Raw genomic sequence first — 14,898 nt, 5'->3', positions numbered from 1 at the left:
CGTGGGCATGCTGCCGCACACGTGGGCCCACGGGAAGGGTGCGTACGAGATACGTCCTATCTCTCGTACGCAAAGCCCAAGCCCGCCCCTACGGCCGCCTCAGTCGTCGAACCAGCCCGGCACATCGAGCCGGAGCGCACCAGAGGGCACCATCGTGCGCAGATCGGCCTCCATTGCACGCACCCGGTCGGCGCCGAGCACCTCGACCCAGCGGGCGCGCAGCCGGTCGAAGCCCTCGGCCGACCTGACCAGGACGTCGACCCCCCGCGCGGTCAGCCGGACCAGCTTGCGCCGGCCGTCCCGCGGGTCGCCGACGCGCTCCACGTATCCGAGCCCTTCGAGCTTCTCCACGGTCTTGCCGGCGGCCTGCTTGGAGACCCCGAGCCGCCGGCCGATCTCGCTGGCCGTCGCCCCGTCGCGGCCGACGGCCTGGAGCGCGTAGCCGTACGCGGGGCGGACGTCGACATGGCCGTGCCCGGCGAGATCGCGGTGCAACTCGTCGATGATCGACCGGAATCCGGCGAACAGCAGCATGGGCAGCTCGAAGCCCGGCACGTCCCCCTCGGACGGCTCCGCCCGTCGCTCAGCCATTGCGAAACTCGACAACCTGGTTTACCTTTTCGTCAATCACGTTGTCGATTTTAGCCTGAGCAACCACCAGGAAGAGGTCTGCCATGCCCGCGTCCGTGTTCCCCGACCACACCCTCGAATCCGCCCCGGCCGCCGCTCGCCGCAGCATGGAGGCAGTGGCGAAGAAGCAGGGCCGTCTGCCCGCCGCCGTCGCCCGGCTCGCCACCTCGCCGGAGCTGCTCGACGGTTTCCTGAGGGCGAGTGCCACCTTCGAGTCCACCACCCTGGACCCGCTCTCCCGCGAGGTCCTGATCATGACGATGGCGACCCGCAACGACTGCCACGTCTGCGTGGCGATGCACACGGCGAAGCTCACCGCACTCGGCGCGGACCCCGAGCTGATCACGGCCCTGCGCGAGCAGCGGGCACTCGCGGACGAACGGCTGGAGGCGGTGAGGGAGTTCACCCTGGCCGTGATCGCGACGGCCGGAGCCGTGGACGACGCGACGCTCCAGGCGTTCCTGGGACACGGCTACACCGCCCGCAACGCGCTGGAAGTGGTCCTGGGCATCGGCACGTACACGATGTCGACGCTGGCCAACCGGATGACCGGGGCGCCGCTCGACCCCCGGTTGGCCGCCTTCGCCTGACAGCCGGGCGTCCGGCCGCGCGTCGGGTGACCCCGCCGTGACGGCCGAACGGCTGGATCGGAACAAACCGCCGAACGCCCCATTGCCCGCCCCCGCACCCGTCATTAACGTGCGCACCGCACGCACCTGTTGTCGCATGCACCACCATGAACAACACCGAGGAGTGCGGATCATGACGGAACCCTCCCTGCCCTTCAGCTCCTCCCGGCCGACGAGACGTACGCTGCTGGGCACCGCCGGAGCCGTCGGCGCCGTCGCCGCGCTCGGGGCCGCCGCCCCCGCGCACGCCGCCCCCGCACCGGCCGCCCCGGCCCGGAGCCTCGCGCCCGCGCACGAGGCGCTCCGTCGTCTGCTGCCGGACCACGCGGACCAGTTCCGGCTCCGTTCCCTCCCCGGGGCCGACGGCGCGCAGGACCGCTTCCGGGTCACCGGCGCCACCGGGCGGATCGAGATCGCCGCCACCACGCCCGCCGCCGCCCTGACGGGGGCGCACTGGTACCTCAAGTACACCTGCGACGCCGTCATCTCGTGGTCCGGAAGCCGTACCGGGCTGCCCCGCCGGCTGCCCGCCCCCCGTACCCCCGTCGAGCGCTCCGCGACCGTCGCCCACCGGTTCGCCCTCAACGACACCCACGACGGCTACACCGCCCCGTACGCCGACTGGTCGCGCTGGGAGCGGATGCTCGACGTCCTGGCCCTGCACGGCTGCAACGAGGTGCTGGTCACCGCCGGGCAGGAGGCCGTCTACCACCGGCTGCTCCAGGACTTCGGCTACAGCGACACCGAGGCCCGCACCTGGCTGCCCGCCCCTTCCCACCAGCCGTGGTGGCTGCTCCAGAACATGAGCGGATACGGCGGCCCGCTCGGTCCGGAGCTGATCGGGCGGCGCGCGGAGCTGGGCCGGCGCATCGCCGGCCGGATGCGGGAGCTGGGCATGGCACCGGTGTTCCCCGGCTACTTCGGCACGGTCCCGGACGGCTTCACGGACCGCAATCCCGGGGCCCGGGTCGTTCCGCAGGGCACCTGGAACGGGCTGCGCCGGCCCGACTGGCTCGACCCGCGCACCCCCGTCTTCGCCGAGGTGGCCGCCGCCTTCTACCGGCACCAGGAGGAACTGTTCGGCGCGGTGGGCCACTTCAAGATGGATCTGCTGCACGAGGGCGGCAGCGCCGGTGACGTCCCGGTGCCGGATGCCGCCCGTGCCGTCGAGTCGGCCCTGCACACCGCACACCCCGGCGCGACCTGGGTGATCCTCGGCTGGCAGGCCAATCCCCGGCCGGCGCTCCTGGAGGCGATCGACACCGACCGGATCCTGATCGTGGACGGCCTCTCCGACCTGGACACGGTCACCGACCGGGAGAAGGACTGGGGCGGGGCACCGTACGCCTTCGGCACCATCCCGAACTTCGGGGGCCGTACGACGATCGGCGCCAACACCGACCGCTGGACACAGAAGTTCACCGCCTGGCGCGACAAGCCCGGCAGCGCCCTGGTCGGCACGGCGTACATGCCGGAGGCGGCCGAACGCGATCCGGCGGCGTTCGAGCTGTTCAGCGAGCTGGCCTGGCGGACCGAAAAGGTCGACCGGGAGGCGTGGTTCCGGGCCTACCCGACGCTCCGATACGGCGGCCGCGACCGCTCGGCGGAAGCGGCCTTCGCCGCGCTGGCCGCCACGGCGTACCGGCTGACGAGCACCGACGGCCGCCCCGTGGACTCCCTCTTCTCCCGTCGCCCCGGCATCACCTCGTCCGTCAACTTCGCCTTCGACCCGGCCGGTTTCGACCGGGCGTTCGCGGCGCTCCTCGACGTACGTCCGTCCCTGCGCGACTCGGACACCTACCGCTACGACCTCACCGATCTGGCCCGGCAGGCGCTCGCCGACCGCTCCCGGATCCTGCTGCCGCAACTGCGGGCCGCCCAGGCCGACAAGGACGTGGCCCGGTTCCGTACGCTCGCCGCGCTCTGGCTGAAGCTGATGCGGCTGACGGACGCGATGTCCGGCTGTCACCGGGCCTTCCTGCTGGGGCCGTGGCTGGAGGACGCCAAGCGGCTGGCGACGAGCCCGGCGGAGGCGGTGCGGCTGGAGTGGACGGCGCGCACCCTGATCACCACCTGGGCGGACCGGACGGCCGCCGACGACCTCAGCAACTACGCCAACCGCGACTGGCAGGGGCTGATGGGCGAGGTCCATCTCCCGCAGTGGCAGGCGTACTTGGACGAACTGACCGACGCGCTCGCGGAGGGCAGGGCCGCGAAGCCGTTCGACTGGTACCCGGGCGAGGAGGAGTGGACCCGGGGGACCGGCAGCTTTCCGGTACGGGCGACGGGCGATGCCCACCGCACGGCGCGGCGGGTCTTCGAGACCCTGTCCACCGCCCCGTACCAGGGCACCGTCACGGTCTCGGCCGATCCGGTGGCGTTCAGCCCCGGCAGCACCGGCACGGTGACGGCCGCCTTCCGCAATCTGAACGGCCTGCGGTCCACCGGCCGGATCGACTTCGCGCTCACCGGCCTCGACGCCACCGCGACGGGCGGCACCTCCCTCGACGAGGTCGCGGCCGGCGGGTCCGGCTCGGTGGACTGGCGGGTCACGGCCCCGCCCGAGCCGCTGACCACGCCGCTGGTGCCGATGCCGTACGAGCTGAGCACCGCGTACGGGCCGCGCGGCGAGGACCGGGTGACCGATACGCGGCGCGGCGCGGTGTACCTGGCGGCGCCGCTGGAGCCGGGCTGGCACACGTACACGGCGAACGCGGCGGTCTTCGGTCAGCTGGACGGGCGGCTGGCGATCAACGGGGCGGGCCAGGACCTGTGGAAGGGCACCAGCCAGTTCGGCACCGCGTACCGGGAGCGGGCATGGTCCGACGGGGCGGAAGCGACCGTGCGGGTCGACGCGCAGGAGAACACCGGGGGCTGGGCGCGCTCGGGGATCGTGGTGCGCAACGGCCTCGCGACGCCGGGCTCCGCCGGGTTCCTGAATCTGGCGGTGACACCGTCCAACGGTGTGGTGCTCTCGTACGACACGAACGGCGACGGCACCCTGGACGCCTATCGGCGGATCACCGGGATCAAGGCCCCGGTGCTGCTCCGGCTGACCCGGGCCGGGTACGGGTGCACGGGTTCCTGCTCCACCGACGGCGGGACGAGCTGGCGGACGGTGGGCACGGTCGCCGTGCCGGGGACGGCGGCGGCCCAGGACGTGGGGATCTTCATGAGCGCGACGAACGGCGGGAGCGGACAGCGCGGCACGGTCGGGTTCAGCGGGTGGCAGCTGCAGTGAGGACACCCGGCTGCTGCGCCGCGCGCTCACCGTCCGGGCGCACCGGGACGGCGCGGCGCGTCGGCTGCAGGTACGCCCTCGCGAGGCCTGTTACCGTGCGCAGCCGACCGAGCACACCGCTCGGTCGGACTCCTGCCCTCAGCTGCGCATATCGGGCCACCGCGTGGTGACCGCAGCCAGCTCGGCCGCCGCTCGACAACCCCTGGTGAGGTCGCATGCCACCAGGATCTCCTGGATCTTCCCGCTGTTCTTCACACCGGCCGGTTTCGCCGACCGGTATCGGTTCAGGTCCCGGGAAACTTAGCCGTCCATGGGGAAACCCTTGGCCATGGCTGGGGCGCAAGGAGCCGCTTGCGGAGGGCATCCACTGGCTGCCGTCAGCTGAACCCGGTCACGCCGACGTCACGCCGCGGTGACGCCCACCACCCGACTATGGCTGGTGCAGGCAAGCGCAAACCCGCCTTCACACGCAAGGAATCCACCATGATGAGAAGCATTCGGCAAGGAATTCCCCGCCTGATCGGCGTGTCGAGCTTGATCGCGGCGCTCGCTGGCGGGGTTGGTGCGACAAGTGTCGCAGCAGCGCCCCAGGCCCCGCCAAAGGCCCCTTCCCAAATCTGCTCTCGGGCCACGCCCCAGTTCTGCAACGGCAACGTCCTCCAGCAAGGCGCACAGACCGGACGGGGCAACGGCAACGTCCTCCAACAGGGCGCACAGACCGGACGGGGCAACGGCAACGTCCTCCAGCAAGGCGCACAGACCGGACGGGGCAACGGCAACGTCCTCCAGCAAGGCGCACAGACCGGCGGTAACGGCAACGTCCTCCAGCAAGGCGCACAGACCGGACGGGGCAACGGCAACGTCCTCCAGCAAGGCGCACAGACCGGACGGGGCAACGGCAACGTCCTCCAACAGGGCGCACAGACCGGCGAAGGCAACGGCAACGTCCTCCAGCAAGGCGCACAGACCGGACGGGGCAACGGCAACGTCCTCCAACAGGGCGCACAGACCGGACGGGGCAACGGCAACGTCCTCCAGCAAGGCGCACAGACCGGACGGGGCAACGGCAACGTCCTCCAGCAAGGCGCACAGACCGGACGGGGCAACGGCAACGTCCTCCAACAGGGCGCACAGACCGGACGGGGCAACGGCAACGTCCTCCAGCAAGGCGCACAGACCGGCGAAGGCAACGGCAACGTCCTCCAACAGGGCGCACAGACCGGCGGAAACGGCAACGTCCTCCAGCAAGGCGCACAGACCGGACGGGGCAACGGCAACGTCCTCCAACAGGGCGCACAGACCGGACGGGGCAACGGCAACGTCCTCCAGCAAGGCGCACAGACCGGCGAAGGCAACGGCAACGTCCTCCAACAGGGCGCACAGACCGGACGGGGCAACGGCAACGTCCTCCAACAGGGCGCACAGACCGGACGGGGCAACGGCAACGTCCTCCAACAGGGCGCACAGACCGGCGGTAACGGCAACGTCCTCCAGCAAGGCGCACAGACCGGCGGAGGCAACGGCAACGTCCTCCAGCAAGGCGCACAGACCGGCGGAGGCAACGGCAACGTCCTCCAACAGGGCGCACAGACCGGCGGTAACGGCAACGTCCTCCAACAGGGCGCACAGACCGGCGGTAACGGCAACGTCCTCCAGCAAGGCGCACAGACCGGCGAAGGCAACGGCAACGTCCTCCAGCAAGGCGCACAGACCGGCGAAGGCAACGGCAACGTCCTCCAGCAAGGCGCACAGACCGGCGAAGGCAACGGCAACGTCCTCCAACAGGGCGCACAGACGTGACTTCTGTCGCGTGCTGACCACGACAAGCCTGCCGACCAAACTCGGTAGCGCGAACCCGCCACTGGGCAGTGGCGGGTTCGCCAACTCCGGGAACTCGCTCGCGGCGCAGTCGAAGCACGACCCGACACCACCGTGACGATGTCGGTCTGGTGCGCGACGATGCCCATCTGGTCAAATCAAAGCCTCAGCGGCGCTTCACCACGCGACCACGCGAGGTCCCATACCGAGTTCGGCCAAATTTCCCCGCAGTCGCCGCAGCCGCCAAATTTCCCTGCAGCCAATGACTCCACGCTACGACGGGAACCTACAGCTGGGGGCCGGATCCATTACCGGGGCGCGACTGCTGGAGTTCGGACACCAGCCGGCGCAGCCGCGGTGTGGGTCGGAGTCCCAGCTCGTCACGGAGGTGCTGCTCGTAGCGTTCGAAGTCGTACAGTGCCTCGGACCGATTGTCCTCCGCCAGGTGGGCGCGGATCAGCGAAGCCTGACTGCTCTCCCGCAGCGGATCCGCCTGGACGGCCGCATGGGCGGCCGTCACAGCCCAGGCGAACTCCTTCGTGTCAATGAAAGCACCCGTCAGTGCCTCAAGTGCGTGGAGTCGAAGCTGCCGCCATTGCTCCGCCTCCGGCAACATCCAGTCGTCGTACCAGCCGGGCAGCAAATCGGCGGACAGCTGGTCGACGGCCGCCGCGTTGAGGTCGAGCTCCTGGGCCGGGACATGGGGATCGAGTATTCGCTGGGCCAACGACCGAGCTCGAAACAGGTCGACGGTGACCTCCCGCGCGAGGCGCAACTCGGCGGGGCAGATATTCAGTGCTTGCTTCCCGAGGCCCTGGAGGCGTGACAATGCCGACCGCAGGTTCGTGTTCGCACCTTGCTCGGATGCTTCGGGCCAAAGACTCCCGGCTACCAGAGTTCGGGGGACAGCGGCCCGGTATTGTAGCGCGATAAACGCAAGTAGTCGCTTCGAGCCAACTGGGACGGTCACTGGTTCGTCGCCGACTACGATGTCGAAACCGCCGAGAAGAGAGATGCTCACGGACGGCCCGGACCTGGTGGGCGGCGGAAAGAAAGCGAGATCATATGAGCTCATGGCTTTGTGATCGCGTAGGGGTCGGTCTACCCGGCGCCCGTCAACTGGCCGCGCCGTCATTCCTGGGGCCAGCGATCTGTACACCTCCCGCATAGCAATGCTGCTCTACCCGCCAAGAGATGTCGAATTGTCCTAATCGGGTCCAAAAATTGGTGCCCTCAGGCCGAGCTTCCGCCGGTAGGCGCATGGGTTGAACCGGCGGACGGTGGGCACGGTCGCCGCGCCGGGGACGGCGGCGGCCCGGGACGTGGGGATCTTCATGAGCGTGACGAACGGCGGGAGCGGGCTGCGCGGCACGGTTGAGTTCAGCGGATGGCAACTGCGGTGAGGGGTCGGCCCGTTGCTCCAGCACCGACGGGCCGGGGTGACCATCGCACGATTCGCTCGTTCTGCTGAACGTGCGTCCACTGCCAGAAGTACCTTCCGCAGCCGCCCCGTCCGATGGGGAGCAGGCCGGGGCGGCGCTCGTCGAGCACTATCCGCGGCTGGTCCGGCTCGGCTATCTCGTGCTGCCGCCGTCCCTCGGCAGCCACCGCCGGGTGCTGAGGGCGCACGCGCTGGCCCAGCGGTGCCTGTTGTCCGGACGCCGGGCGGGGTACGGGGCCGGGGGCGGCGTCCCGGTGCCGCGCAGGCCCGGCGGTGCGGCGGCGGTCGATCCGTCCTATGCCCGCGCCCGCGGGCGGGTGCTGCGTGCGGCACTGGAGGCGGGCCGTCCACGACGCGCGTGGGCCCGCACCCGGCCGCCGTCGCTCCTTCCGCTCGTGTGGGGGCTGCGGCTGTTCCCGCACTCGGGTGGATCGGACGGACTCGCCCTGGAGCACGCCCTGTCGGCGCTCTCCGGCCCGGGGCGCGCCGCCCATGCCCTGCGTGGCCTGGAGGGGTTGGCCGACGCGGAGGTGCGGCGGGTGCTCGCGGATGCCGGGGTCGCTGACCCGCATGCGGCGCTCGCGGAGGCGGAGGGCGTTCCGGCGCCGTACGCGCTCCTCGACTCCCCGGAGTTCGACCCCTGTTCGCTCCAAGCCCGGCCGCCGGATCTGCTGCGCCGCCGACAGCACGCGAAGGCAGCGCTGGTGGCCGTCGCGGCACTGCTGGTGTGCGGGTCGCTGCTGGGGCTGCCGGGCAACGGCTGGGGGCGCGACGCCCGGACCGCGTCGTCGTACACCCATGACGCCGCCGTGGCACAGGCCCTGGATCCGGTCAGGTCGAGCCGGGTGTCCGCGAACTTCTGGCGGCGCTCGCCGCGTACCGACTTCACCGCCTGGCCCACTCGGGGCAACCGCACCCAGGACACCCGGCTGCTGCGCCGCGCGCTCACCGTCTGGGCGCACCCGGACGGCACGGTGCGCATCACGGCGACCCCGGACACCCCCATCGGGCCGCCGATGGGCGCGCCGCAACTGCTGTACGCGGGCGAGGTGGACCGGGTGACGGTGGTGCTGTTCTACGACGGGCTGCGCGTCGTGCGGTACGCGGAGCCCCGTGCCGACGACCGGGACGAGGGTGTCGGGCTCGACTTCGCCCGGGTCGACGGTGCTGACATGGCGTCGGCCGCCGCCCTGATCGTGGCCCGTGCCGATGACCGGATCCGCTATCTCACCGCGCCCTGGGTGACCGCGGTGTCGGTACGGGACCTGCTGGCGCCGGGCGGCGCCCCGCAGCCGCTGCGTCGCGGCCCCGACGGTGTGACCGTCGCGCTGACCAGCCCGGCGACGGCCCGCGACTGCCGTGCCTGGCAGGTGATCGAGATCCGCGACGGCTCGGCGGCCCGGCTGATGACGGACCTGGGCGAGTTGACCCCCGCCCGGCTGACCTCGGGCCCGCCGTCCGCGCCGCACGACGTCGCCGGGCGGGCGGAGCGGGACAGTTGGGCGCGGACCGCCTGTCTGCTGCCGGCGGTGCGTTCGCGCGGGGTGCGGTCGGTGAACTCCTGGCAGTACGCCGAGCAGCCGCTGCCCGAGGGCGATGGTTCCGCGCGCTGGCTCTGCACCAGGGCGGAGACCTGGCGGGGCACCGGGAGCCGGGCCCTCGCCCAGTTCCAGGCCCCGTCGGCACCGGCCGTCGCGACGGGCGGCCCGCCCGGGACGGTCGCGGCCAGGGCCGAGGACTCCCCGGCCTGCGGGGCGCGCGACCCGCGGGTGCTGGCCGGGGTGCTGTGGAAGTCGCAGGGCGGCCACTGGTACGTACTGGCGGCGGGCAGCGAGCAGTTCGCCTCGCTGGCCGCGTCGGGCGGAGTGGAGGGGCGCTCCGACAGCCGTCTCCTCGCCGTGCCGGCCAGGGCGGGCGACCGGGCGCGGCTGAACGGGACGCTGACGGACGGCAGCCGGGTGGGCGGGCTGCGCTGACGCACCGTCCCGCCGAGGTCAGGAATTCGCCGCACGGCTCTGTTCCCGCGGCCTACCTCTCAGTACATTGACAACATGTCTAACACGCAGCCAGCGCCGGTCGCGTCGGAGCGGACGCCTCTCAAGGCCCGCAAGGTCTCCTTCGCCTGGGAGAAGACTCCTCTGCACTGGGTGCCGGGCGATCCGTTCACCACACACACCATCAATGTGCTCCACCTCCTGCTGCCCGCCGGGGAACGCTGGTTCATCCACGTGTACCGGCAGGTGCTGCCGTACATCCACGACGAGCAACTGCGCCAGGACGTCATCGGCTTCATCGGCCAGGAGGCCGTGCACTCCCAGGCGCACGACGACGTGCTGCCCCGCCTGAAGGAGCTCGGTCTCGACCCGACGCCGTACACCGCGCAGGTCGACTGGTTCTTCGAGAAGCTGCTCGGCGACCGGACGCTGCCGCCGGGCCGGGCGAGCAAGTGGTGGCTGATGGAGCGGGTGGCGCTGATCGCGGCGATCGAGCACTACACCGCCTTCCTCGGCGACTGGGTGCTGAACGCGGAAGAGTTGGACCGGCGCGGCGCCGATCCGATGATGCTGGATCTGCTGCGCTGGCACGGTGCGGAGGAGGTCGAGCACCGCTCGGTCGCGTTCGAGGTGTTCATGCATGTCGACGGCGGCTACCGGCGGCGGGCGCGCACCTGGGCCACGGCGTTCAGCGCGCTGGTCTTCCTCTGGCAGCGGGGCATCCGCTTCTTCATGGAGAACGACCCGAGCCTGCTGAACGGAAAGGGGTCGGTCAAGGACTTCTACCTCAGCGGCAAGCGCGGCACCCTGCCCGCCACCGGTGATCTGCTGCGTTCGGTGCCCCGCTATCTGAGCCGCGGCTATCACCCCTCGCAGGAGGGCAGCACGGCCCAGGCCATCGACTATCTCGCCCACTCGCCCGCGGCCACGGCCGCCGAGGCCCGTATGACGGGAACCAGCTGACCATGCCGCTCCCCCTGCCCCGCCTGCGTACCGTCGTCCTGGTCGCCGGCGCCGCACTGCTGGCCAAGCGCGCCCTGCACCGCCGCATCCAGAACTCCCCGCTGTGGCCGCTGCCGGCCCTGGAGAAACCGGTCTCGGGCCACTCCGAGCGCCGCACCACGGCCACCCGCCGGCTGCTGATCACCGAGCGGACCACCCCGGCCGAGGGCGTCGTCCAGCTCCGGCTTGAGGGCTCCGCGCTGCCCGCCTGGCAGCCCGGCGCTCACCTCGACCTCCTGCTGCCCTCCGGCCTGGTCCGCCAGTACTCCCTGTGCGGGGACCCGGCCGACCCCGGCACGTACACCATCGCGACGCGGCTGGTCGAGGACGGCCGCGGCGGCTCCCGCGAGGTCCACGAGCGGCTCCACGAGGGCGAGGAGGTGGAGATCCGCGACCCGCGCAACCGCTTCCCCCTCGCCGACGCCCCCGCGTACCTGTTCGTCGCGGGCGGCATAGGCATCACCCCGATCCTGCCGATGCTGCGGTCGGTCGCCGCCTCGGGAGCCGACTGGCGGCTGCTGTACGGCGGACGGACCCGTGCCTCGATGCCGTTCCTGGACGAGATCGAGAAGCTGGGCACGGAGGGCGGCCGGGTGACGGTCGTCCCCGAGGACGAGGCGGGCCGTCCGGACGCCGCCGTGGCCCTGGCGGACACGGCGGAGGGCACGGCCGTCTACTGCTGCGGCCCCGAACCCCTGATGAACGCGGTCACCGCCGCATTGCCGCCCGGCCGCGCCCTCCATCTGGAACGCTTCACGGCGGCGGCCGCGTCGTCGGCCGGCTCCGGCCCCTTCGAGGTCGAACTGCGCCGCTCCGGCCGTACGGTCCGGGTGGCGGCGGACCGGTCGGTGCTGGCCGCGGTGCGCGACGAACTTCCGTACGTGTCGTACTCCTGTGAGCAGGGCTTCTGCGGAACATGCCAACAGCGCGTCCTGGAGGGCGAGATCGACCACCGCGACGAGCTCCTGACGGACTCCGAACGGGACGACTCGATGCTGATCTGCGTGTCGCGGTGCCGGGGCGAGCGGCTGGTGCTGGATCTCTAGGCGCGGGTCCGGGCCCGCCCGACGCCCCTCCCCCGCCGCTCCACTGGGTACGCTGTCCACCATGACGACCGGGGTGCGACGCAGGATGGGCGTCGAGGAGCGCAGACAGCAATTGATCGGTGTCGCGCTGGAGTTGTTCAGTCACCGCGCCCCGGACGAGGTGTCGATCGACGAGATCGCGGCCGCCGCGGGGATCTCGCGGCCCTTGGTCTACCACTACTTCCCGGGGAAGCAGAGCCTCTACGAGGCCGCGCTGCGGCGGGCGGCCGACGAGTTGGCGGCCCGGTTCGTGGAACCGCGCGAAGGTCCGCTCGGGTCGCGGCTGTTGAGGGTGATGGGGCGGTTCTTCGACTTCGTCGACGAGCACGGGCCCGGCTTCTCGGCCTTGATGCGGGGCGGGCCCGCGGCGGGGTCCTCGACCGCGAACGCGATGATCGACGGGGTGCGGCAGGCCGCCTGCGAGCAGATCCTGGCCCATCTGGGGGTCGAGGATCCCCCGGCTCGGCTGGAGCTGATCGTGCGGTCGTGGGTGTCGCTGGCCGAGTCGACGGCGCTGATCTGGCTGGACGGGCGGCGGATTCCGCGCGAGGAGCTGGAGTTGCAGCTGGTGCACGACTTCGCCGCGCTGGCCGCGGTGAGTGCCGCGTACAGCCCGGAGACAGCGGGCATCGTGCTGCGGGTACTCGGACAGGAGCCGGCGGACGGGCCGTTCGGGGAGCTGCTGGAGCGGCTCTCCGCCCTGGCACCCGCCGTACCGGCCGTTCCTCCGCAGCGGCTGCCGTAGCACCTGTCCATCGGCACGGCCCGGCTCCTCGCCGGGCCGTTCTCGTGGTGCCGGGCTCGTGGGGCCGTTCCCATGGAGCCGTTCCCATGGAGCCGTTCCCATGGGGCCGGGCACCCGCTACATGAGCAGTTCGCCCTGGAGCGCCGCCGCCAGGCCCACTTCCGCGTTGTCCGCCCGGCCCCGCTCGAAGGCCCGCTGGTAAGCGGCGTCGCCGACGGCCTCGCGGGCCTGGCGTTCGCAGGCCTCGCGCAGTGGGCCCAGTTCCGGGGTGCCGCGTTGCGGTTGGCCGACCATGCGCCAGTACACCTGACCCGTGCCGTACACCCGGGCGGCGCGGGCGCCGGCGCCCTGGGCGGCGATCGCCGCGGCCAGGATGTCCAGGCCGAGCGCGATGCCGAAGCTGTCGCGCATGCGGTGCTTGCCCGCGAGCATCGAGCGGGCGTGGGCGGCGGAGGATTCGGCGTCGCCCTGGAGCAGGGCGATCAGGGCGAGCTGGTAGTCGACGTAGCTACGGGTCCAGCATTCGTCCAGGGCCTCGCAGACCGCGCGCAGGACCGAGGCCGCCTCCGCCGCCTCGTCCAGCCGTCCGAGCCCGGTCAGGGCGAAGACCGTGATGAGCCGGCACCGCAGCCGGTAGGCCTTCTCCAGCGGGGTGGCGGTGCCGGTCGAGCGCAGGACCCGGTCGACCTCGCGGAGGCCCGCCTCGGGGCAGCCGGTCATCAGATGGGTGAGGCCGCACAGATAGGCGGCGGCGAGGATGCCCTCGTCGGTGCCGTCGCGCGCCGCCTCCCTGGTGCACTCCCGGCCCAGCCGGCGGGCGGCCGGGTAGTCGCCCTGGAGCATGACGGTGATGCCCAGCACCCACAGGGCGCGGGTGCGGTGGGGTCCCTCGGCCGGTCCGGCGGCCAGGGCGCGCCGGGCGTATTCGCGGGTCTGCGGGAGATGGCCGCAGCAGCACCAGAAGAAGCCGATCCGTCCCGCCATCTCCTGGGCGGCCGCGGTGTCGTGGACCAGCAGGTGGTCGAGGGCGGCGCAGAGGTCGGCGTGCGCCTCGGCGATGCGGTGGTACCAGCTGATCTGGTCGTCGCCGGTCCAGCCGGCGTGGGCGTTGCGGGCCAGGCCGAGGAAGCAGGCGGCGTGCCGGTCGGCGGCGGCCCGTTCCTCACCGAGTTCGGCGAGCCACATCCGTCCGTACTCGCGGATGGTGTCGAGCATGCGGTACCGCAGGCCGTCCCGCCCGACGACGGACTTGGCGACCAGTCCGTCCAGCGCCCGGGGCACACCGTCCGGGGTGAGCGGCCCCCCGGCGCAGACCTCGCGGGCCGCGGCCTCGTCGAAGTCGCCGCGCAGGACGGTCAGCCGGGCCCAGAGCAGCCGTTCCAGCGGGGTGCACAGCTCATGGCTCCAGCCGATGGCGGTGCGCAGGGTGCGGTGGCGCGGCGGCCAGAGCGATGTGTCGTCCGGTACGTCGAAGCGGGAGCTGATCCGAGCGGCGACCTGCTCGACGGTGTCCCGGCCGAGGGCTCCCGCCGCGAGTTCGATGGCGAGCGGAATGCCTTCGAGGTTTCGGCAGATCTCGGCGGCGGCCTCGGCGTTCCCCGGCTCGTCGAGGGCGAGCTCCGGGGCCGCCGCGGCCGCCCGGTCCCGGAACAACGTCAGCGCGTCGGCCGCGCCCTCGACGGGCAGCGGGTCCACCTCGACGATCTGCTCGCCCCGGATGTCCAGGGGCTGCCGGCTGGTGGCGAGCACGGTGAGGCCGGGGGACGTCGTGAGGATCTCGCCGAGCAGGTGCACGCAGGCGGAGCGCAGATGTTCGCACGAGTCGAGAACCAGCAGCAGTTCCTTGTCGACGAGCCATTCGCACAGGGCGTCGATGGGCATGCGCAGGGTGTGGTCGGAGAGCCCGACCGCGTCGGAGACGGTCGCGATGAGCAGTCCGTCGTCGTGGAGCGGCGACAGGTCCGCCCACCACGCGCCGTCGCGGTGTCCGGCCGCCGCCTGCCGGGCCGCCCGGACGGCGAGTCTGGTCTTGCCGACGCCGCCGGTGCCGGTGAGCGTGGTCAGCCGGTGCGTGGCGAGAGTGTGCTCCAGCCTGGCAAGTTCCGCTTTCCGTCCGACAAAGCTGCTTGTCTCCTCGGGGATGTTGCTCGCCATGGTCACCGTCGCTGAAACAGGTGGACCGGCCGGTCCCGGCCCCTGGTTCCCGTACGGCGCAGGCATGCGAGGAAGCCTGGCGTACCGGAAAGGGGCCGGGACCGGCCGGGGGGTGGGAGGGCGCGCCGGGGGTGCGGTGCTGCGGCATTCCCCGACGGC

Annotated in this window: 11 protein-coding genes; 8 read left to right on the top strand and 3 right to left on the bottom strand. The window is 71.9% G+C overall.

Annotation, left to right across the window (positions count from 1 at the left end):
- Positions 1-99 precede the first annotated feature (99 nt).
- A complete protein-coding gene (locus OG611_RS15995) occupies positions 100-591 on the bottom strand; it encodes a MarR family winged helix-turn-helix transcriptional regulator (protein ID WP_266420132.1) in 492 nt (163 codons plus the stop codon).
- Between the two features lie 83 nt (positions 592-674).
- Between OG611_RS15995 and OG611_RS15990 the strand changes: the two genes are divergently transcribed.
- The 3 genes from OG611_RS15990 to OG611_RS15980 all read left to right on the top strand — a co-directional run bounded on the left by OG611_RS15990 (position 675) and on the right by OG611_RS15980 (position 6,300).
- Complete coding sequence (locus OG611_RS15990) at positions 675-1,220, top strand: carboxymuconolactone decarboxylase family protein (RefSeq protein ID WP_266420130.1); 546 nt, start codon at positions 675-677, stop codon at positions 1,218-1,220.
- Positions 1,221-1,392: 172 nt separating this feature from the next.
- Positions 1,393-4,500 (top strand): alpha-N-acetylglucosaminidase TIM-barrel domain-containing protein, encoded by a 3,108-nt coding sequence (locus OG611_RS15985; RefSeq protein ID WP_266420127.1) that lies wholly within the window; start codon positions 1,393-1,395, stop codon positions 4,498-4,500.
- 483 nt (positions 4,501-4,983) lie between these two features.
- The gene (locus tag OG611_RS15980; protein ID WP_266420125.1) at positions 4,984-6,300 is read left to right on the top strand and encodes a hypothetical protein; all 1,317 of its coding nucleotides are present in this window, start codon (positions 4,984-4,986) and stop codon (positions 6,298-6,300) included.
- A gap of 304 nt (positions 6,301-6,604) precedes the next feature.
- Here OG611_RS15980 and OG611_RS15975 read toward each other — a convergent pair whose 3' ends face one another.
- Complete coding sequence (locus OG611_RS15975) at positions 6,605-7,339, bottom strand: BTAD domain-containing putative transcriptional regulator (RefSeq protein ID WP_266420122.1); 735 nt, start codon at positions 7,337-7,339, stop codon at positions 6,605-6,607.
- A 244-nt stretch (positions 7,340-7,583) separates the two neighbouring features.
- On the opposite strand from OG611_RS15975, the gene OG611_RS15970 reads away from it, so the two are divergent.
- The 5 genes from OG611_RS15970 to OG611_RS15950 all read left to right on the top strand — a co-directional run bounded on the left by OG611_RS15970 (position 7,584) and on the right by OG611_RS15950 (position 12,585).
- Positions 7,584-7,721, top strand: coding sequence for a hypothetical protein (locus OG611_RS15970; protein WP_266420119.1), 138 nt, complete (start codon positions 7,584-7,586; stop codon positions 7,719-7,721).
- 70 nt (positions 7,722-7,791) lie between these two features.
- Complete coding sequence (locus OG611_RS15965) at positions 7,792-9,735, top strand: hypothetical protein (protein ID WP_266420116.1); 1,944 nt, start codon at positions 7,792-7,794, stop codon at positions 9,733-9,735.
- A gap of 75 nt (positions 9,736-9,810) precedes the next feature.
- Positions 9,811-10,716 (top strand): metal-dependent hydrolase, encoded by a 906-nt coding sequence (locus tag OG611_RS15960; protein WP_266420113.1) that lies wholly within the window; start codon positions 9,811-9,813, stop codon positions 10,714-10,716.
- A 2-nt stretch (positions 10,717-10,718) separates the two neighbouring features.
- Positions 10,719-11,801 (top strand): PDR/VanB family oxidoreductase, encoded by a 1,083-nt coding sequence (locus OG611_RS15955; protein ID WP_266420109.1) that lies wholly within the window; start codon positions 10,719-10,721, stop codon positions 11,799-11,801.
- 61 nt (positions 11,802-11,862) lie between these two features.
- Positions 11,863-12,585 (top strand): TetR/AcrR family transcriptional regulator, encoded by a 723-nt coding sequence (locus tag OG611_RS15950; RefSeq protein WP_266420106.1) that lies wholly within the window; start codon positions 11,863-11,865, stop codon positions 12,583-12,585.
- 117 nt (positions 12,586-12,702) lie between these two features.
- Here the strand turns inward: OG611_RS15950 and OG611_RS15945 are convergent, their stop codons facing one another.
- Positions 12,703-14,739 carry an NB-ARC domain-containing protein gene (locus OG611_RS15945; RefSeq protein ID WP_266420103.1) on the bottom strand — a complete coding sequence of 679 codons (2,037 nt, stop codon included), beginning with the start codon at positions 14,737-14,739 and terminating at the stop codon, positions 12,703-12,705.
- Positions 14,740-14,898: the final 159 nt, after the last annotated feature.

The sequence above is a fragment of the Streptomyces sp. NBC_01363 genome (assembly GCF_026340595.1).
GTDB lineage: Bacteria > Actinomycetota > Actinomycetes > Streptomycetales > Streptomycetaceae > Streptomyces.
This window is presented reverse-complemented; position numbering and strand designations above follow the sequence as displayed.

What these genes read in the sequence shown, in the direction of transcription:
- OG611_RS15995 (WP_266420132.1), bottom strand. Translation starts at nt 591, where the DNA reads ATGGCTGAGCGACGGGCGGAGCCGTCCGAGGGGGACGTGCCGGGCTTC.
- OG611_RS15990 (WP_266420130.1), top strand. Translation starts at nt 675, where the DNA reads ATGCCCGCGTCCGTGTTCCCCGACCACACCCTCGAATCCGCCCCGGCC.
- OG611_RS15985 (WP_266420127.1), top strand. Translation starts at nt 1,393, where the DNA reads ATGACGGAACCCTCCCTGCCCTTCAGCTCCTCCCGGCCGACGAGACGT.
- OG611_RS15980 (WP_266420125.1), top strand. Translation starts at nt 4,984, where the DNA reads ATGATGAGAAGCATTCGGCAAGGAATTCCCCGCCTGATCGGCGTGTCG.
- OG611_RS15960 (WP_266420113.1), top strand. Translation starts at nt 9,811, where the DNA reads ATGTCTAACACGCAGCCAGCGCCGGTCGCGTCGGAGCGGACGCCTCTC.
- OG611_RS15955 (WP_266420109.1), top strand. Translation starts at nt 10,719, where the DNA reads ATGCCGCTCCCCCTGCCCCGCCTGCGTACCGTCGTCCTGGTCGCCGGC.
- OG611_RS15950 (WP_266420106.1), top strand. Translation starts at nt 11,863, where the DNA reads ATGACGACCGGGGTGCGACGCAGGATGGGCGTCGAGGAGCGCAGACAG.
- OG611_RS15945 (WP_266420103.1), bottom strand. Translation starts at nt 14,739, where the DNA reads ATGGCGAGCAACATCCCCGAGGAGACAAGCAGCTTTGTCGGACGGAAA.